Source organism: Advenella mimigardefordensis DPN7 (assembly GCF_000521505.1).
Taxonomy (GTDB): Bacteria; Pseudomonadota; Gammaproteobacteria; order Burkholderiales; family Burkholderiaceae_B; genus Advenella; species Advenella mimigardefordensis.
On record NZ_CP003915.1, the window covers coordinates 3431988 to 3451775 of the forward strand.

18 protein-coding genes are annotated in these 19788 nt (G+C 56.1%); 12 read left to right on the forward strand and 6 right to left on the reverse strand.

The genetic code is table 11. The features are described 5' to 3' along the window. Positions 1 to 50: 50 nt before the first annotated feature. Entirely contained in the window at positions 51 to 1289 is a 1239-nt protein-coding gene (locus MIM_RS15855; RefSeq protein ID WP_052342328.1) for an SGNH/GDSL hydrolase family protein, read from the reverse strand. Between the two features lie 253 nt (positions 1290 to 1542). Between MIM_RS15855 and MIM_RS15860 the strand changes: the two genes are divergently transcribed. Together MIM_RS15860 and MIM_RS15865 are read left to right on the forward strand one after the other, a co-directional pair. Further along, complete coding sequence (locus tag MIM_RS15860) at positions 1543 to 2415, forward strand: LysR family transcriptional regulator (protein ID WP_281178024.1); 873 nt, start codon at positions 1543 to 1545, stop codon at positions 2413 to 2415. 153 nt (positions 2416 to 2568) lie between these two features. After that, entirely contained in the window at positions 2569 to 3747 is a 1179-nt protein-coding gene (locus tag MIM_RS15865) for an MFS transporter (protein WP_025373741.1), read from the forward strand. Positions 3748 to 3772: 25 nt separating this feature from the next. Here MIM_RS15865 and MIM_RS15870 read toward each other — a convergent pair whose 3' ends face one another. After that, entirely contained in the window at positions 3773 to 4726 is a 954-nt protein-coding gene (locus MIM_RS15870) for a LysR substrate-binding domain-containing protein (RefSeq protein ID WP_084459104.1), read from the reverse strand. 199 nt (positions 4727 to 4925) lie between these two features. On the opposite strand from MIM_RS15870, the gene MIM_RS15875 reads away from it, so the two are divergent. Continuing rightward, entirely contained in the window at positions 4926 to 5912 is a 987-nt protein-coding gene (locus MIM_RS15875) for a Bug family tripartite tricarboxylate transporter substrate binding protein (protein ID WP_025373743.1), read from the forward strand. Positions 5913 to 5963: 51 nt separating this feature from the next. Continuing rightward, positions 5964 to 6926, forward strand: coding sequence for an alpha/beta fold hydrolase (locus tag MIM_RS15880; protein WP_042071600.1), 963 nt, complete (start codon positions 5964 to 5966; stop codon positions 6924 to 6926). 130 nt (positions 6927 to 7056) lie between these two features. On the opposite strand, the gene MIM_RS15885 is transcribed toward MIM_RS15880, so the two are convergent. Then, positions 7057 to 7794, reverse strand: a complete 738-nt coding sequence (locus tag MIM_RS15885) for an aldolase (RefSeq protein WP_025373745.1) — start codon at positions 7792 to 7794, stop codon at positions 7057 to 7059. Positions 7795 to 7983: 189 nt separating this feature from the next. Between MIM_RS15885 and MIM_RS15890 the strand changes: the two genes are divergently transcribed. The 3 genes from MIM_RS15890 (at position 7984) to MIM_RS15900 (ending at position 9699) form a co-directional block, all read left to right on the forward strand. After that, positions 7984 to 8637: a DsbA family protein gene (locus MIM_RS15890; protein WP_025373746.1), complete on the forward strand. Its 654-nt coding sequence runs from the start codon at positions 7984 to 7986 to the stop codon at positions 8635 to 8637. Positions 8638 to 8648: 11 nt separating this feature from the next. Beyond that, on the forward strand, positions 8649 to 8990 hold the full coding sequence (locus MIM_RS15895; protein WP_042070427.1) for an SMR family transporter: 342 nt from the start codon (positions 8649 to 8651) through the stop codon (positions 8988 to 8990). Between the two features lie 139 nt (positions 8991 to 9129). Further along, positions 9130 to 9699, forward strand: coding sequence for a phosphonate degradation HD-domain oxygenase (locus MIM_RS15900; RefSeq protein ID WP_025373748.1), 570 nt, complete (start codon positions 9130 to 9132; stop codon positions 9697 to 9699). A gap of 69 nt (positions 9700 to 9768) precedes the next feature. On the opposite strand, the gene MIM_RS15905 is transcribed toward MIM_RS15900, so the two are convergent. Further along, a complete protein-coding gene (locus tag MIM_RS15905) occupies positions 9769 to 10383 on the reverse strand; it encodes a SagB/ThcOx family dehydrogenase (protein WP_025373749.1) in 615 nt (204 codons plus the stop codon). Between the two features lie 235 nt (positions 10384 to 10618). Here MIM_RS15905 and MIM_RS15910 point away from each other — a divergent pair, with 235 nt between their 5' ends. The 5 genes from MIM_RS15910 to MIM_RS15930 are packed head-to-tail and all read left to right on the forward strand — an operon-like array spanning position 10619 to position 15723. Continuing rightward, positions 10619 to 11110, forward strand: coding sequence for a MarR family winged helix-turn-helix transcriptional regulator (locus MIM_RS15910; protein WP_042071602.1), 492 nt, complete (start codon positions 10619 to 10621; stop codon positions 11108 to 11110). After that, entirely contained in the window at positions 11107 to 13152 is a 2046-nt protein-coding gene (locus MIM_RS15915; protein ID WP_025373751.1) for an FUSC family protein, read from the forward strand. Before MIM_RS15910 ends, MIM_RS15915 begins: the two co-directional genes overlap by 4 nt. Beyond that, on the forward strand, positions 13149 to 13370 hold the full coding sequence (locus MIM_RS15920) for a DUF1656 domain-containing protein (RefSeq protein ID WP_025373752.1): 222 nt from the start codon (positions 13149 to 13151) through the stop codon (positions 13368 to 13370). Before MIM_RS15915 ends, MIM_RS15920 begins: the two co-directional genes overlap by 4 nt. Positions 13371 to 13373: 3 nt before the next feature. Beyond that, positions 13374 to 14267, forward strand: coding sequence for an efflux RND transporter periplasmic adaptor subunit (locus MIM_RS15925; protein ID WP_025373753.1), 894 nt, complete (start codon positions 13374 to 13376; stop codon positions 14265 to 14267). Between the two features lie 34 nt (positions 14268 to 14301). Further along, positions 14302 to 15723, forward strand: coding sequence for an efflux transporter outer membrane subunit (locus MIM_RS15930; RefSeq protein ID WP_025373754.1), 1422 nt, complete (start codon positions 14302 to 14304; stop codon positions 15721 to 15723). A gap of 134 nt (positions 15724 to 15857) precedes the next feature. Here MIM_RS15930 and ligD read toward each other — a convergent pair whose 3' ends face one another. Together ligD and ku are read right to left on the reverse strand one after the other, a co-directional pair. Continuing rightward, positions 15858 to 18527, reverse strand: a complete 2670-nt coding sequence (gene ligD / locus MIM_RS15935) for a DNA ligase D (RefSeq protein ID WP_025373755.1) — start codon at positions 18525 to 18527, stop codon at positions 15858 to 15860. 32 nt (positions 18528 to 18559) lie between these two features. Beyond that, positions 18560 to 19714 (reverse strand): non-homologous end joining protein Ku, encoded by a 1155-nt coding sequence (gene ku / locus MIM_RS15940; protein ID WP_025373756.1) that lies wholly within the window; start codon positions 19712 to 19714, stop codon positions 18560 to 18562. Positions 19715 to 19788: the final 74 nt, after the last annotated feature.

Genomic DNA, 19788 nt, shown 5'->3' on the forward strand with positions numbered 1-19788 from the left:
TATGACAAATGACTTAACAGGATGATATGGGGACGATCGGACGCATCTGACTATTGGCAGGCACGTATCTGCCCCGCTATCGCCTGAGCCAGTACCGCATTACCAGCCGGCCCCGGATGAAGATGGTCACCAGAGTCATAGCGCGCGTCCAGTTTGGTGATGTCCTGCGGGTCCTGCAACAGCCTGTCGGCATCGATCACGGCATCAAAAACCCCGGCGCCACGTATCCAGGCATTGACAGCCACGCGCAAATGATCCTTTTGATCATTGTAGTAATTGTCCAGCGGCGTGCCCGCCAGGGCACCCCGAAACGGTGTCAACGTCACGCCAATGACGCGCAGGCCTTTGCTTTTAGCAAATGCCACCACCTTGCGATATTCTGTCTGCAATGAACCCAACCCGGGCATAGATTGCTTCGGCGCAAAAGCGGTCCCGGGCCAGCTAATATCATTGATGCCGATAAAAAGTACAAGCGTAGTCACTCCCGGCGCATCAATCACATCTTGCGGCAGACGTGCCAACGCATGTTCTCCCATCTTGTCGCCAAGCAGGCGCGCGCCGGAAATGCCGGCATTGATCACTCCCATGCTGGAGGCACGCAGCCTGTCTGCCATATAGTCTGTCACGCGGGTGTTAGAGTCTATCGGTACGCCGTTGCCATCCGTAATAGAATCGCCCAGCACAGCCACCGCGCAGCCAGACGTCGCGCTTTCGGTATCAATGCGGGACAGAAAAACCCGAGCCTGCGTTCGCTGCAACAGATTCTTCGCTGCGGACATCGGGCTTTGTGTCTGGTTACCCTTGCTAAACACTGCCTGCTGACGGCCGTCCCAATGAAACGTCTCCAATGCCGTTTGAGCGTTGACATAGTGGGCTATTTGTAATTGCTGCAGATCGGCTACCGGCATATTCAGCGGATCAGATACCAGTTGCTGTCCTGGGGCTATGGTCACGGCAGGCCTGCCATTGAACGTGATGGTGGTTGGAGTACCCATCCATCCGGCCGGCCCTTTTCTGCGACTTACCGTTGTCTGCTCCACTGTCAGCGGCGAGGTCCCGTAGCGGTTGGAGAGCACCAGACGCAGGCGCTCGCCACCCCGACTGATCATCACATTCTGAATAAACGTCGTGTCCTGTATCATCTGCGGAATACCGGTAGGAAATGCAAAATCCTGTGTCCACACCGGCTGTGGACTTGCCTGCCAGCTTGCCACCCATTGCCGGGCCTGCACTGTAAACGCGTTCAGGCTCAAACAAGCCGTCAGTAGCAAATAGAATCCTGTTCTCAATGACATCTCCTGTATATAAACGAAAGATGCGAGGCTCACTCGTTCCCCGCATTCAGGCAATCTCTCAAGCTCAGAGCGATCATTAAGTCAACAGGTACAATGAAGCTGTGTCGTACCTCGCTGTGACAACTGTGATTTTCTGCCTGCGTGCAGTATGTTGCGTCTATGCTTTACAATCCAGACATCAGCAATCACAACATTTGTGAACAATATTCATATGTCATCTGCGCCCAGGGGCAACAAGCTTGTCGAGATGGAATTGTTTGTGGCAACCATAGAAGCGGGAAGCTTCTCTCTGGCAGCCCGCCACTTCTGCATGAGCCCATCAGCAGTATCCAAGGCGGTAGCCAGGCTGGAAGCACGCCTGCGGGTGACGCTGCTGAATCGTTCCACGCGCAAGCTATCGCTTACGCCCGCGGGAGAATCTTTTTTTCATCGCAGCAAGTGCCTGCTTGCAGAGCTTGATGACATCGAAGCGGCCACCACGCAGGACACCATGCCCGCGGGCCCGCTGCGCATCAACACCAATGTGCCGTTTGGCGAACTGATCCTGTTGCCTCTGATACCGTTATTTCAGGCCCAATTTCCAGACATCACCCTGAACATTGACCTGACAGATGAGGTTGTCGATATGTACGATGCACGCGTCGATGTTGCCATCCGCGCCGGACAGTTGAAGGACTCTGATCTGTACGCACGCAAGCTGGGGCAATCTCCCCGCGTCATCGTTGCGACCCCCGCATATCTGCAAAAGCATGGGGTACCGAACGAACCGGAAGACCTGACCCGATATCACAAGCTTGATTTGAACCTGTCGCGCTCTTTTCGTGGCTGGCGTATGGATAAAAACGGCCAGGCGCTGCAGGTTAGCATCGATGCCCAGATCAAGGTAAACAACGGCATGTCGCTCAAGCATCTAGCCATGCAAGGTGCCGGACTGGCACGCCTTACCCGGTTCATTGTGGAAAAGGAACTGCAAAGTGGCGCATTGGTGCAGGTGCTGGAGCAATACAACAGTCAGGAATCTGAGTCCTTTTATGCGGTATTCATGGGAAAACGTGACCTGATGCCACGTCGGGTCGCAGTGTTTCTGGACTTTCTGGCTGAACACACAGTACTGCGCTAAACACTGTATCAACGCTGGCTGCGAGAAGCACGTGCCTGCAAAAAACGCATATTCGTGAATCTGGCGCACAAATCATTTGCCGCAGACCGGCTTTTTCCCCGGGGACGAACAGGCAATAATAAACCTGCTTTCCATTACCTATCGGGATTTATCATGCCTATCGCTGTTTATGCATTAATGGCTGGCGCCTTTGGAATCGGCGTCACCGAATTCGTGATCATGGGCTTGTTGCTTGAAGTGGGCAACGACCTGATGATCCCTGTCCAGACTGCCGGCACACTGATATCGGGCTACGCGCTTGGTGTCGTGGTGGGTGCACCCATCTTTACCATCGCCACAAGCCGTTTACCCCATAAAACCACCTTGCTGGTGCTGATGGTAATTTTCATCCTGGGCAACGCAGCCTGTGCGCTCGCTCCTAACTACTGGTTCCTGTTGTTTGCCCGGGTTCTCACCTCGTTCGCACACGGTACATTCTTCGGCGTCGGCTCGGTGGTTGCCACCCGCCTGGTTGCCAAAGACAAACAGGCGTCAGCCATCGCAGTGATGTTTACCGGACTGACAGCCGCCAATATTCTGGGCGTACCCTTCGGCACCTTCCTGGGCCAGATGTATGGATGGCGCGCCACGTTCTGGGCCGTCACGCTTATCGGTGTTCTGTCGTTCTTTGTGATTCGCCATTATGTTCCTGCCAACACCCGGGCACAGGGTTCTGCTCAGGACTGGCGCGCCAGCGTGCGCAGTCTGGCCAGTAGCAGCGTCATCGCGGGACTGATGACAACCGTGTTCGGATTTGCTGGTGTGTTTGCCGTGTTCACCTATATCGCCCCATTGCTTACGCAAATCAGCGGCTTCGACAAAACAGCGCTCTCGCCTATTCTGGTTGTCTTCGGCGTCGGACTGGTCATCGGCAATCTGCTGGGAGGCAAACTGGCTGACAAATATCTCAAAACAACTGTGATACTGAGTCTGCTCGCCCTATCTGTCGTGCTCCTGCTGATGCCATGGGCCTTCCAGTCGCAGATTACGGCGGTGATTGCTGTCGGACTGTTTGGTGTTGCAGCATTCAGTACCGTAGCGCCGCTGCAGATGTGGGTCTTGAGCAAAATAACCAATGCCGACCAAAGCCTGGTATCCAGCCTGAACATTGCCGCTTTTAACCTGGGCAATGCGCTGGGCGCCTGGGCGGGTGGCATGGTCATTGCTCAGGAAGGCGGACTGCCATGGATTCCCTATGCCGCTGCGTTGCTGCCAATCGCAAGCCTGCTGATTGCCGTGGTCGCTATCCGCCGGGAAAAAGCACCGCTTATGCCAGTGGCCTGCGCCCAGTAAGCAGGCTGCCCGCCGCTTGCGACGATCAAGTATCGGGCAACCCTGCAATGATGCGATCCGTCGTATCACGCAGCCATCGGTTCAATTGCGAATACTCGTTTTTTTCGCTCCACACCATCACCATATTCGCCTGCCTGAGCACTTCGGGCAGGCGAATTTGCGTCAGCTCGTAATATTGCTGATACTTACGGGCAATGCGCTTTGGCATGGTGGTCGCATAGTCTGTTTCCAGTAAAAAATGCGGTGCCAGCCCGAAGTTAGACACATACGCCATAAACGGCATATCACAGTCAATATCATCCAGTGCCCGGGTAAAATTTGTCTGTCTGCCATACATATGCGAAAACGCAAGCCATTTAACCTGCGCCAGATCCGTCAAAGTCAACTCATCACGCCGTGCCAGCGGGTGAGCTGACGAGACCACGCAAACCCGTTCGTCCTCGAACAGCATTTTGTGCCGAAACCGGGCACCCGGCGTCTGGAACAGTCCTATCGCCAGATCCATCTTTTCTGAATCCAGATCGTCCGGCGCAAAATCGCCATGCACCGGCTGAAAACGAACAGTGAGACCCGGCGCGGCCTGTTGAAGGGCAAGGGTCAGTGGCGCAGCCAACAACAATTCAATATGAGCAGCAGCGCCAATACTGATCACGCCGCTAAGCGCCGCCGGGCTAAATGGCTGACCGCTGCCAGCAGCCATTTCCAGTGTGGTCAGCGCCTGGTGTGACGCATGATATAAATCAGTCGCACGCTCAGTCGGCACCAGCCTTTTTTTTACGACAACAAACAGCGGATCATCCAGCAACAGACGCAAGCGAGCCAGTTCGCGACTAATTGCAGGCTGACTTTTATGAAGTCGCAAGGCAGTTTCTGTCACGCTCAATGTTTGCATCAGTGAGTCGAACGTGAGCAGAAGACTCAAATTCAGGCGACGCAAAGCCGGGAACGGATTTTTCAGATGTGATGGGTGATTATCCATACCATTTTTGATATGCAAATCATGATAATAAATCATTATATAAATAATACCCGGATTGTTAGAATGCATTCGGGCAATACACAAGGAACGCTGCCCGACGCATGCGCCTGACGCGCAAACCGTCATCGCCCCTTTCACGACCCGAGCCCAGCAACAGGGCCACTGCTGTTCGATAGCAACGATCACAATGGAACAAGCCATGAGACAAAATACAGGTAAAACGATCATCACAATTGCAACTTCACTTGCCGCCCTGACGTTATCCGTCAACCAGGCCCTGGCTGAGTCATTTCCTGCGCGCACCATCACCATCGTCGTGCCCTTCCCGGCAGGTGGCACACCGGATATTCTTGCACGCATCATGGGTGAGAAGGCGTCGGCTCAACTGAAACAGCCGATTGTCGTAGAGAATAAGGCCGGGGCAGGCGGCTCCATCGGTGTACAGGCGGTGGCCCGCTCAAAAAACGACGGATACACGCTAGTGATGTGCGCCTATGGCTGCGCGGTGGCGCCCTCTCTGTATAAACCGGCACCGTATAATATCGAGACTCAATTTGCACCCGTTGTGATGGTTGGCACCGTCCCCAGCGTACTGGTAACCAATCCGAAAAAAATCCCGGCAAAAACCGTGCAGAATTTTGTCAGTTACGCTAAGGCGCATCCCGGCAAGATTAATGCGGCTTCGTCCGGCATCGGCGGTTCTGCCCATATTGGCATTGAGATGCTCAAGCGTGAAGCCGGCATTGATATCGCACATATTCCCTATAAAGGCGCTGGTCAGGTGGCCGGTGACCTGCTGGGTGGCCAGGTTGACATGTACTTCGACAACCTGCCTGCCTCTCTTGCAAGTATCAAGGCAGGTCGTTTGAATGCGCTTGCCGTAGCCAGCAAGGAGCGCTCAGTTGCCATCCCGGATGTACCCACGTTTGCCGAAGCTGGCTATCCGGAAATGTTGATTACCCCCTGGTTCGGGCTGCTGGCACCTGCGGGTACGCCACCAGAGAACATCAATACGCTGAATGCCGCTTTCAACGCCGCATTCAAAGATCCTGAAATCCAGAAAAAATTTACCGATCTGGGCGTGGATATCGCTGGTGGCACCTCGCAGGCGCTGTCCGACTTCATCACATCGGAAACCAGCAAGATTGCGACGCTGATCAAAGAAAACAATATTTCGGCCAAGTAGACCCGCCGGCCCCTGATGCACGATGCCGGCAAGCATGACAAAGAGATCTGGATGAACGAAGTAACAAAAAAAGCCGCAATCGGCCTGAGAGATATGGGCTCGTTTCATATTGGCGGGCGTAGCGTGCAGTTGCGTGATCAACCCGAATATGAACGGGTCATGAGCGCCGGCGGTGAGCCGGTAAAGATCAATCTGAATGGCACCTATTCGATTGAACAAATGTACGTACAGTACTTTCTTGCAGAGCACCCCAATGGCAAGAGCCCACTCGTGCTCTGGCATGGCGGCGGCATGACCGGCGCAGCATGGGAGACCACGCCGGATGGACGCGAAGGCTGGGTGAATTATTTCATTCGCCATGGCTGGGATGTGTACGTGTGCGATAGTGTAGAACGAGGCCGCTCGGGCTTTGCTCCCTGGCCGCAAATCTGGCCGGAAAAACCGGTATGTCAGACTGTCAACGATGTCTACAGCAGGTTTCGCATCGGCGACCGAGCGGACAGTTATGATCGTGATCCGACGCGAAGAACGGCTTACCCCAATACGCGTTTTCCACTGCACGCCTTTGATCAGTTTGCAAAACAAATGGTCCCGCGCTGGACCCATACCAACGAAGCCATCCTCTCGGCCTTTGAAGCACTACTGAACCGCTTAGGAGTCGTCAATATTCTTTGTCATTCCCAGGCGGGGCCCCTGGCCCTGCAACTTGCCGCAAGGCATCCTGCACGAGTTCGGACGCTGGTGGCGATCGAACCTGCCGGCATCCCCGACAAGGGGCTTGCCTGCTACCAGACTCCTACGCTGATGGTTCTTGGTGACAACATGGAAACCGACAGCCGATGGCAATTGCTCAGGGAAAAAATTCTGACGTTTTGCAGTAGTACACCGGGCACAACAGTGCTTTCGCTACCCGAGGCTGGCATCCGGGGAAACTCACATGTCATGATGATGGATGACAACAATCAGGCCATAGCGGAACTGGTCGATGGCTGGCTGAAACGGCGGATTACGTAATAAGCAACCGCCGTGGGCTGGCCGTCGCTACGCGTGCCGTTTCCAGCCCTGCCGGATATTTCCGGCAGGGCATATTGCGGCGTCTGCCTTGCTTCGTTCCCAGACCCCTACCACTCTGGGTGCCAGCCATTTATAGCAGACGCCGCAGCGATTCAAAGAACAAGGTGGACTGCAGCCGTTCCTGCTGTATCTGTGCAGCCGCCAGCGCTGCCTTTTCTTCGTCTACCGGTTTTAACGGCAGGCCCGATGAATGTGCCAGCACCTCTACACGTGCAGCACGCTCCAGGTAATACAAATCATCGTAAGCATACGCGACACTTTCTCCACAGACGATGGGACCGTGATTCGTCAGAAACGCGACATCTGCACCATTCATGGCATGTGCAATACGCTCCCCTTCGGCATGATCCAGCGCCAGACCGTTATAGGTGCGATCAATAGCGATACGGTTGTAGTAGCGCATGGCATTTTGCGATAGCAGCGGATCCAGACCGCCATTTTCAGTCAGCGTCAATGCAGTCGCATAAGGCATATGCGTATGCAGTACGCATTTTTTCCGCGCAATCCGGTGAACGGCAGCGTGAATAAACAGTGCAGTGGGTTCAATTTCATGTTTACCCCATAATTTATTGCCATCGGCGTCTACCATGACAATATCCTCGGCCTGTATCTCCGACCACTGGAAGCCGCGCGGATTCAGCAGGAACCAGTCAGCACAGGCGGGCACCTCGGCACTGAAATGATTGCAGACACCCTCGGAGAGTTCATGAAAAGCCGCCGCCCGCAAGGCCAGCGCCAGGTCTTCGCGCAACCGGGTGGTTTCGTCCGAGTGATAAACAACTTCGTATTGATTCTGGATGGTGTCCATCCTGCTCTCCATGATGATATTCTTTTGCCAAACCTCAAAACCCCGCCTGCGAATGAAATACAATCGTTCTTGCTGCATCACCAACATTCGCCAGGCGCAGTGACCATATGCCTAGTCTAGTGCCAAATGGCGCCTTTGTGTTAATTTCGATCTGCCCAGCGCTTTGCCACATACTCATAGGGTCTCGCCATGAAAATCACACTGCACTATATCTATGATCCCCTTTGCGGCTGGTGTTATGCAGCCGAGCCGCTGCTTGAACAGGTTCTTGCCTCTCCAGTGTGCCGGCAGATTGCATTTGAAATGCATGCCGGTGGGCTGTTCCAGCGCATGACCCTGCCACAAAGCAAACGGTCCATGATCCGCCAGGCCGATGCACGTATCGCAGGCATGACCGGCCAGCATTTCGGTCCGGCCTATCTGGATGGATTGCTGGAACGCGACGATACGGTGTACGACTCGCTGCCGCCCATTGCGGCCATTCTTGCAGCAGGCGCCATATCTGCCGGCAGTGAGCCTGCCATGTTGCAGGCCATCCAATATGCGCACTACCGCGAAGGCCGTGCCATCGTTCAGGAAGAAGTGCTGGCCGATCTGGCGCAGTCGCTGCAGCTAGACCGCGATTTATTCATCAGCACTTACCAGGAACTACTGAACGGCGATATACACGCGCATCTGGATCGTACGCTCACGCTGATGCATTACGCCGGGGCACAAGGCTTTCCCGCCTTTGTCATTCAAAAGGACGATGTACTCGAAAAGTTGGCGCACGAGCGCTACTATGGCGACGCGTCCGGGTTTGCTGCTCTGGTAGAAGGTAAAATAACGGCAACCCAAGGCTAGTACTTATCACCATGAATTCTATATACACCTATTTATATCTGGCAGGCGCGATCGTGATGGAAGTGATTGCGACTTCTTTTCTCAAATCTTCCGAGAGTTTCACGCGGCTGGTGCCCTCGATCATCACCGTGGCGGGATACGCCGCCGCGTTCTATCTCCTGTCACTCAGTTTGCGAACCATGCCTACCGGTATTGCGTATGCGATCTGGTCAGGCGCCGGCATCGTACTCATCTCGCTTATCAGCTGGATCTGGTTCGGACAAGCGCTGGATACCGCTGCATTGCTTGGTATCGGGCTGATTATTGCCGGCGTGATCGTCATCAACGTTTTCTCCGGCAGCGTATCGCATTAAGGCAACAGGCAGGTTACCTCATGCCGTTTCACCTGCGGCATGAAAACCACACATCCCGCATCCTTTCCCGCGCATGGTCAAGCCGCTGTCATTTTTGACGACTATGCTAATTGGCTTTCAACGAAAAACGGGAATCGCCATGTCACTTACTCCTGACGACATTCAATCGCTGTACGAGCGCTATGGCGCTTCTTTGTATGATGGCGAAGCGGTGACGCAACTGGAACACGCCCTGCAGGCAGCCTGTCTTGCCGAGGCCGATAACGCCCCGGATTCGCTGGTCGCGGCTGCCCTGCTACATGATCTGGGACATATCCTGGAAGCGCGCAATCAGAAACGTGATAATGCATTCCCGGATATCGACCACCGGCACCAATTGGCCGCTGTACCGTTTCTTGCATCCGGATTTCCTGACTCGGTTATTGAACCGGTCAAGATGCACGTTGACGCCAAACGCTGCCTGTGTACCATCGATCCAGGCTACTTCTCTACCTTATCGCCCGCATCGGTTCACAGTCTGGGATTGCAGGGTGGCCCGTTCAGCCAGGCACAGGTTGAACAATTCCGGCAACGCCCTTACGCCGAGGACGCGCTGCGCCTGCGCCGCTGGGATGATCTGGCCAAGGTACCACAACGCACCACGCCCGATCTCGCGCATTTCATGCGTTATGTGACAAAGCTGTACCAGCCCGTTGCTCCCGGAATGTAACGTCTGCGGCAGAATCGTTCTGCACCAGGATAAAGTGAATACTCAGGCCGCTGCGCTTTGATGAGGGTCCTAAGACCTCTGGTCCTGCCCCAGACAAAAAAGCGCCACCGGCTTATTTGCGGCAGGCAGGGTAAGCGCCCTGGCAAGCGCCTCATCATCTACCCCCATCACCAGTACGCCACCCAGATCTTCAACCAGCGCAGCCAGATAAAGATTCTGTGCCACCGCGCCGGCCTCCACATCAACATAGCGGGCACCACGCAATCCGTCCGGCTGCTGATCAGCAAAATGGCGTAACGCCAGGTCATGGTCGGCGCTAATAACAATCACAACAGGCGCTGTTTCCAGCCAGAGATCATCGGCCAGAGAAGCCGCCAGCAAACTGCCCGGTGTCGGGCCGGGCGCTACCCGATCAAGACCTGCTCGCTGCGGATCAAATGTGTAGGTGCCCGGCTGCAAGCCTTGTACACGTCGCGCAATGACGGTCAACCTTAAGGGATACAAAGCATGCGCCGATGGTGCGCCTCGCTTGCCGTCTGTTCCGCTGACTCCCTGTGCACAGGCAAGGATACGCATGAGTGCCCGTACTTCGACGGGCGCGTCGGTAAACTGACGAACGGTACGACGACGCGACACCAATGAATACAAGACTTCGCGTTCGTGTTCTGCTGACGCACAGGCCATGACAAACTCCCGGTTTAGTACACAATACCGATACAGTGTAGCAATAACGCCATCTCCAGCGCTAGCGCCGGTAAGCCTGCGGGATGGATCCGCAAGCAGTTGACACTGGCAGAAAATAAGCGACTTGCGCTATTTCAGTCTATGTTCAGCTTCTCTCTCTATAATAGTTAGCTAGCTAACTAATTGAATGCCATCATACGCTTTCATCATTCAATATTCTCAATTGTTTTCTGACATGACTACCCAATTGAATCAGCCGTCCGACGCCACCCGCATGGCCATGAGCCAGGGCATGCTGCAAATGTCGCGCGCCTATCGCGCAGCAGCGGATCAGATGCTTGCCGAACTAGGCCTGTCTCAGGCCACAGCATGGCCAATTATTATCATTAAGCGGCTCGGTGAAGGCGTCAGACAAAAGGATGTCGCCGAAGAACTTGGCATTGAAGCCCCTTCCCTGGTCCGTCTGCTGGATCAGCTGGAAGCCGGCGGCCTGGCGATACGCAAGCTGGATCCTGAAGATGGACGCAGCAAAACACTGTATCTGACCGACGCAGGCAAGCGTATTGCAAATGACATTGACAAACTCTTGCTCAGTTTCCGGCGCACGATTTTCAACGGTGTATCAAAAGACGATGCCGACGCCTTTTTGCGTGTGCTCGATACGATCAGAAACAACACCAGCGCAACGGGCCGCTCTTGCACAAAGCTTTCAGGCAACCGCAAATGAAACTGTTTACCCGCGACGAGACGCTATTTTCACTCAAGTGTTATATAAGCGCCATGATGGCGCTTTATATTTCATACAGTATCGGCCTGCGCAATCCGTTCTGGGCGATGATGACCGCCTACGTTGTCACGACCCAGCCCTGGGCCGGCAGCATCCGTTCCAAAGCCCTGTACAGGCTGGGCGGCACAATACTGGGATCAGCCGCCGCGATTGCCATTATTCCGAACCTGAACCAAAGCCCGCTACTCACCACGCTGGCCATGTCGCTCTGGGTTGGCGGCTGCCTGTATATTTCATTGCTGGACCGCACGCCCCGCTCCTATGTGTTCATGCTGGCCGGATACACGGCCGCGCTTATCGGCTTTCCTGCCGTGGACGATCCCATCGGGCTGTTTGACAAAGGCATTTCCCGCGTTGAAGAAATCAGCCTGGGCATCATGTGTGCAGCCCTTGTTCATACGCTTATACTGCCACGCAGTATTGCGCCCGTGGTCATGAACGGCCTGGACAAAACCCTGGCGGATGCGCGCACCTGGATCGTCTCTACGCTGCGTTGCGCGGCGCCCGAGGAAGACCGGCAAAACCGTCGCAAACTGGCCAACGACATTACCCAACTGCGCCTGACCGCCTCACATATTCCGTTCGACACCAGCAATATCCGCTGGTCTTCACATCTGCTGCGAGCGCTGTTGAACCGCATCATCAGCCTGACGCCGGTCATTTCCTCTGTGGAAGACAGAATCAATGCATTGCAACTGGCCGGACAACCAATCTCTCCGGCAACGCAAGAGGTCATGAAGAACATCAGCGACTGGATAGAGTCGGGCAGCCAACCCTCCCCCGGGCAACTACAAACAATGCATAGCGCCATTGACGCGATCACACCTGCCATTGAATCCGACTTGCAATGGCATACTTTATTATCTGCCAGCCTGGCCACGCGTCTGCATGAACTGGTCAACACCTATGCCAAATGTGTTCAGATCCGAATTGACCTGGACGCCGGCATCCAGAGTGCCAGCGACGATGCCGGTGCCAGCCGTCGCAAGCCCGACCTGCATATCGATCGCGGCATTGCATTGCAATCAGCACTGGCGGCAGCAATCGCCATCGGCATTTGCTGCGTATTCTGGATCATCACTGCATGGCCTCAGGGCGGAACCGCAGCCATGATGGCGGCGGTGTTCAGCTGTTTCTTTTCAACACTGGATAATCCGGCTGCCCCCATGCGCGTATTCCTGCGCTACACGATTTACTCTATTCCCGTCTCCGCTTTCTATCTGCTGGTCGCGCTGCCCTCCATACACACATTTGAAATGCTGGCGATGGTCATTTTTCCGGTGGTCTTCGTGCTGTCCGCACTGGCGATACGCCCTGCGTATGCGCTGCAGGCAATGGCGATGCTGTTCGGCGTACTGGGCACGTTCGCGCTGATGGACGTCAACCAGGCCACAATGGACATTTATCTGAACAGCATTACCGGTCAGCTGGCTGGTACAGCCGTGGCTGCGCTGGTTGCAAGCCTGTTTCGCACCATCAGTGCCGAACGCGCGGTGGTACGCATCCGGAATGCCAATCGGCAGGATCTGGCCACCCTGGCATCAGCACGACGCGGGCAGATCACGCCGCACCTGACCTCGCGCATGCTCGATCGCGTTGGTCTGCTGCAGACCCGTCTGCCGGCCGAGAGCCGCGAGGCATCGCCGGGTACACCCGACCCGCTGCTGGCATTGCGGGTCGGCAATGATATTGCCGTATTGCAAAGCGCCTTGCAATCGCTGCCCCGCGCCGGCCAGTCGGTACGTCGGATGCTCGATAGTCTGGCGGCCTTCCTTCACAAGCCAGTTCACAATCCAGTACAGGGGCCAGGCGAGGATTTACTGCAACAGCTGGACGACGCGCTGACCACGGTTCTGCAGGCACCCGCTATCGGATCGTCACACCACCGAGCCGTTGTCGCCATGGTGGGTCTGCGTCGTGGCCTGTTCCCGCAAACGGCGCATTATCCGGTAACACCAACCACCAGGGAGGTCCGATCATGATCGGCGAAATTGACGTACAGGGCCTTTATATACCCTGGCTGCTGGTATTGGCTCTGATTACATATGTGATCGCCAAGGCCGTAAGCACATTGCTCTCGCGCCTGGGTTTTTATCGTCTGGTGTGGCACCCCGCCCTGTTTGATCTCGGGCTGTACATCATTCTGCTTTTTGCAGTGCAGCGCACCTTTCCCCTTATTTTGAAATTGCTGATGGTTTAACAAATGAAATTACCCACTTCACGACCGCTGGCCGCATTCGCCCGGTTTCTGCTTACCATGCTTGTTCTGGCACTGGCCATTTGGGCCGGCTGGATGCTCTGGATGCATTACGAGGTAGAGCCGTGGACGCGCGATGGCCGGGTCAAGGCCAATGTGGTACAGGTCGCGCCGGATGTCTCGGGCCTGGTGATGAACGTGGCCGTGCATGATAACCAGGATGTCAAGGCCGGCGAGCTGCTGTTTGAAATCGACCGGGCACGCTATCAACTGGCTTACGATCAGGCTCAGGCCGTGGTCCGGGCCGACATCGCTGCCCAGGACCAGGCACTGCGCGACGTTAAACGCAACCGCTCGCTGGGCAAACTGGTGGCCGCCGAAACCCTGGAACAAAGCCGTATGCATCTGCAACAGGCACAGGCAGCACTGGCTCAGGCCAAAGTACAACTGGCCAGCGCAGAATTGAACCTCACTCGCAGCCGGGTCTATGCCGTTACTGATGGCCGCATCACCAATCTGAGTTTGCGCGTCGGCGACTACGTGACCGTAGGCAAACCCGTTCTGGCGCTCATTGACAGCGCGTCGTTCTACGTTGAAGGCTATTTTGAAGAAGGCAAGCTGGGCAACATTCACCTCAATGACCCGGCTGCGGTCACCCTGATGGGCAGCAGCGCCATCATCAGGGGCCATGTGCAAAGCATTGCCCTGGGTATTGCCGATCGTGACCGTAGCATCGGCAGCGATCTGCTGCCCAATGTCAACCCGGTGTTCAACTGGATCCGCCTGGCGCAACGCGTGCCCGTACGCATTGCCATTGACAAGAAAGATGCACAGACAACGCTGGTTGCCGGGCAAACCGCAACAGTAAGTATCGAACAGAGCGACACGGATCGTCCATGAACGCACGCGCAAGCACTTTATTTGAAATCTGATGATGAATTACCGCTTTTCAACCCTCACATTCTTGTCTCTGCTGGTGGCCGGCTGCACCGTGGTGGGGCCCGACTACCAGACACCAGCCGACGCCGTGATAAAACGACCGTCCGCTCAGGGCACCTTTGTTGGCGCGCAGGCAGGCAAGGTCTATTCCGACGCGCCCCTGCCGGCACATTGGTGGCGGCTCAATCATGACCCTGTCCTGGATCAATTAATCGACAAGGCACTCAATACCAATGCCAACCTGCGTGCAGCGCAGGCAAATCTGGCCAGCGCCCGTGCCGCTGTTGCCGGTGCCCAGGCACAGCAATCACCCGTGATCGACGTCAATGCGGCGACCAAATACGGCCACAGCTCAGGTCTGCAGCAATTGCAGCCGGACCTGCGCCCACCGGATCGCTGGTCGTACAGCAGCGGGCTGAATATTGCCTATCAGGTGGATCTTTTCGGGCAAATCCACCGCGCAATCGAGGCCTCCCAACAGGATGAACAGGCAGCGACAGCCACTTACGAGGCGGCCCGCGTGACCGTTGCCGCCGAAACGGCGCGCGCCTATGCCGCCGTTTGCGCCGGCGGCATGCAATTGGCCTCTGCACAGAAGTCAGTACGTATCCAGCAGGAATCGAGCGATATCGCGAACCAGTTGTGGCAGGCCGGACGGGGAACGCAACTGGATGTCACCCGCGCACGTGGCCAGGTACAACAACTGCGCGCCGATCTTCCGACACTCAAAGCGCAACAGCAGGTTGCCTTGTTCCGGCTGGCGACGCTGACAGGCGAGGCGCCGTCTGCCATGCCTGCATCGCTGTTCAAATGCGCTACGCCACCGCGCTTTACCGGCACCATTCCGGTTGGCAACGGTCAACAGCTATTGCGCCGCCGACCCGATATCCGGGCTGCCGAACGCAAGCTGGCCGCCGCCACAGCCAGAATCGGCGTGGCCATCGGCCAGTTGTATCCAACCATCACGCTGGGTCTGGCGACGGGCTCGGCCGGCCCCATGAGCATGTTGGGCAATAAAAGCACCACAAGTCTGAGCATAGGCCCGCTCATATCATGGACCTTGCCCAACACCGGTGCTGCACAGGCCGCTATCGCCCAGGCCCGGGCAACAGCCGATGCCGAATACGCACACTTTGATGCAACGGTATTAAATGCCCTGCAGGAAACCGAGAGTGCTCTGGTGATCTATGCACGTCAGCTGGAACGTCATGCTGCGCTGAAAGCCGCAAGGGACACGGCTGCACAGGCGGCCAGCCAGGCCTCGGCCCTGTACCAGGCGGGCAAAACGGATTACCTGCCAGTGCTGGATGCCCAGCGCACACTGGCCAGTGCCGACAGCGCACTGGCAGCATCGCTGGCGCAACTGGCCGATATGCAGATAGATGTATTTCTGGCGCTGGGTGGTGGCTGGGAGTAACCCAAAAACGAGCCAGACGCGATGCGCCGGGAACTGTATCACCGTTGTGTTAACAACGCCGAATGTTCTCACAAGCGCCGGCAGTGCCGGCAGTCGCAGCCAGCCATGAAAGATTGGCGCGAATCCGCAAGCCGTCACTCAGCCAGATCCGGCAGCGACTGCCTGATCCGTGTCAACGCCTGCCACGGATCATCCGCAAGCCTGGCCAGACGTTGCAGCACATTGCGGATAGTGAAGGCATCTGACGACTTGACGCGACCCAGTTCTTCCCAGCGCAGTGGTGTGGCCACCGCGGCGCCAGGCCGGGCACGTAGCGAATACGAACAGACACTGGTCGCGCCACGCCCGTTGCGCAGATAATCGACGAATATCAGCCCCTTGCGCCGCTTTTTAGAGGCAGTGGCGATATAGGTATCCGGATGTGCTCCGGCCAGCGACTCGGCAAATGCCCGCGCAAACTGTCTTGCGTCGTCCCAGGGTGCCGGCGGGTTCAGAGGCGCTACCACGTGCAGCCCCTTACCACCGGTAGTGCGTACAAACGATTGCAACTGCAATTGCGCCAGCAAATCGCGCACCTGACGTGCCGCCTGCTTCACCTTGTTCCAGGGCACTTCGGCAGAAGGATCAAGATCAAACACCAGGCGATCGCAATGATCCGGGCTGTCGGCCTGCGCACCCCATGGATGAAACTCCAGGGCATTAAACTGGACCAGTTGCATGACATCCGTCTTGTCGCGCACCATCAGATAATTCTGTCTGCCCCCCTGCTCTTCCTGCAGATTGACCGTACTGACATCCATGCCGGCCGTATGATGCTTCTGGAAAAAGCAGGCGTTCTGCGTACCATCGGGACAACGCAGCACCGCCAGAGGACGCCCGATCAAGCCCGGCAAAAGCCAGTCCATCACGCGTTCGTAATAGTCGGCGACATCCTGCTTGCTCACGCCGAGCTCGGGGTACACCAGGCGATCCGGACTGCTGATGTGAACAATCTCTTTTTTCATAGGCTCCTCTTGTGCCGGACTGCCACGCAGATCGGCAACTGATTTGTCTTCCCGCAATGCCCTGAAGGCCGTGTGACGTAACAGCCCCTGGCTGCTATAGCCACGATAAAACACCTCAACCACCTGTCGCGGCCTGACCCATTTCGCCCGTCGCAGATCCGAATCGATGTCCGCGACCGTGACCGTCGGCGCGGTCACGGCCTGAGGGCGTAGCATGGCCGATAGCTGGCGCAACATTGCATCATTCATGCCGGTCCCAACGCGCCCGGCAAGCCGCCAGCCGGTCCTGCCCTGCGGTACCGCCAGCAGCAATGAGCCAATACCCGTACGGCTGCCTTTCGGTTCAATGAAACCGGCAATGGCAAACTCATCACTGAGTTCCATCTTTATTTTCTGCCAGCTTCGACTGCGACCGGCGCGGTACGGTGCATTTATTCGTTTTGAAATAATGCCTTCGAGTTTTTCCGCAGTTACTTGTTTGAACACATCGGGGCCTGAACCCACCAGATGCGAGCTGTATCGCAGTCGTGATGGCGCGTCTTGTAACAGGGTCTGCAGCAATGCCTTGCGATCCTGCAAGGGCACATCGCACAGATCAAGCCCTTCCAGATGAATCAGGTCAAATAGCAGATAGCTCAATGGCGCCTGCTGCTCACCGGACAGTGTGGCCTGCAATGCCGAAAAGTCGCTGCGCACTCCGTTGAGCACCACCAGCTCTCCATCGAATGCCGCCTGCTGCAACCCCAGCAATGCCATATCACGAGCGACATCAGGCAGGCGCGCTGTCCAGTCCAGACCATTGCGCGACCACAAGGCGGGAACGCCATCAACAATTGTGCACAACAGGCGATAGCCATCCCATTTGACTTCGTGCAACCAGTCATCGCCGACCGGCGCCTTATCCGCAGGTTCGCATAATTGCGGCGCAAATGGCTTGTGCAGCAACGTCTGTCGGGTTGCTCCTTTGAAGGCGTCCAGCTGCGCACGCCATGTCGTCGTCGCTGGATTGCGCCGTCGGTTCGCGTCGGTAGTGGTGGTGACGGCTTTTGATGCTGAGGCTTTAGATGCTGCACCTTTTGATGCTGCACCTTTTGATGCTGCACCTTTTGACGTTGCACCTTTTGACGTTGCACCTTTTGACGTTGCTCCTTTTGACGCTGTGACTTTTGACGTCACTCCCTTTGACGTGACGCCTTTCGAGGTGATTCCTTTGGTGACTTTACCGGTTGCAGGTCTCTTGCCTGCATACGTCTGCCGGGTATTCATCGCGCCGTGAGTACCACGCTGTGCCGCCTCATCAACAAAATCATCCGCCTCCCGATTGCTGGCAAAGGCATCGTCCTGTTTGATCAATAACCACTGGCGCTGACTGGTTCGGCGATGACTTCGGATCAGATGCCATCCGCCCTGTAATATGTCGCCGAACAGTTCAAACGTCAAATGCCCCTTTGCCAGCTGCTTTTCGGCGTCTTCGCTGGTGCTCCAGATACCGCTGTCGAATATCCTGACATGACCGCCACCGTATTCGCCTTTGGGTATATCACCCTCGAAACGGGCATAGCTGACCGGGTGATCCTCCACTTCCACCGCCAGGCGTTTGACAGAAGGATCAAGGCTGGGGCCCTTGGGCACGGCCCAGCTCTTGAGCACGCCGGCCATCTGCAGGCGAAAATCATAATGACGATGGCTGGCATGATGCAGCTGGACAACAAAGACAGGCCGGCCGCCGCCAATCGCGTTTTCCTGCGGTTCCGGCGTTCGGTCGAACCGGCGTTTGCGCTGATAATCGGCAAGGCTCATAGCACCTCCGGTCTTGTTTGGAAAAGAGCGCGCTATGCCGCCTTTTTGGTGCCAGTCGCCCGCTTGCGTGATCCTGAAGCAGTGCCGGTTGACCTTGCGCTTTTCCTGGTTGTCGTCTTGCTGCTTGTCTTGCTTGCTGCCCTGGCTGCTTTTCCGGTGGTTGCGGCTGATTTGCCAGTCGCTTTCCCGCTGCCGGCCTTATCCTTATTCGTTTTACCGTGGTTCGCTTTCGGACTGCTCGCTTTACCGTTGCCCGCTTTAGAGGCGCGCGGTGCAGACGCCTGCGTTGCCTTTGCAGGCGCTTTTTTTGATTTACTGTCAGCTGTGCTGTCGCTGCCGGCCGCAGCAGATCGCGAGCTGGCCGACTTCGGCGGCGTCCGCTTATTGGTTGCCAGACTTTGCTTGAGCAGAGACATGAAGTCAACGACGTTGGTGGCGGCATTCTCCGGAACGGCTGCCTCGTCCAGATCGTCGTCCGGACGATGGCTTACCTTGTTGGCCTTCATTCTTTTTTTGATCACATCTGTAAGCCGCTGCCGGAACTCATCCTTATATTGGTCTGGTTGCCAGTCCACTTCCATGGATGAAATCAATTGGCTGGCCATGTCCATTTCCTGACGGGAAATCCGGTACTCACTCAACTTGCCTTCCGGAATCCGGTAGTCTTGCACATCGATGAGTTCCTGCGGATATCGCAGCAGAATCAGCATAAGCGCATCGCCTTGCGGCATGACGGCACACAGATATTCACGCGTGCGTATGACCACACGTGCGATCCCGATCTTGCCAGCATCGCGCAGCGTTTCGCGCAACAAGACGTACCCTTTCTCCGCCTTTTTTCCGGGTACCAGCACATAGGGTTTTTCGAAATAGGCCGGGCCGATCGCACTGGCATCAACAAATGCCTCTACATCGACCGACTCCTTGCTTTGCGGCGCTGCATCGCGAATGTCATCGGGTTCAAGAACGACGTAATTGCCCTTGCTATATTCAAACGCCTTGACGATATCCTTCCATGGTACCTCGTCGCCCGTGTCGGCATTGACCCGTTCATAGCGTACCGGCGCATTATCACGCGAGTCCAGCATCCGAAAATGCAGATCAATGCGCCGTTCCCCGGGCATCAAAGCCACCGGGATATTCAACAATCCAAAGGAAATCGTACCATTCCAGATCGGGCGTGCCATGTCAGTTCCTTACTCAAGATCATCTATGCGCCAACTGCAGTGCGAGTCCTGCAACAATGTGAATCGCAGCAAAG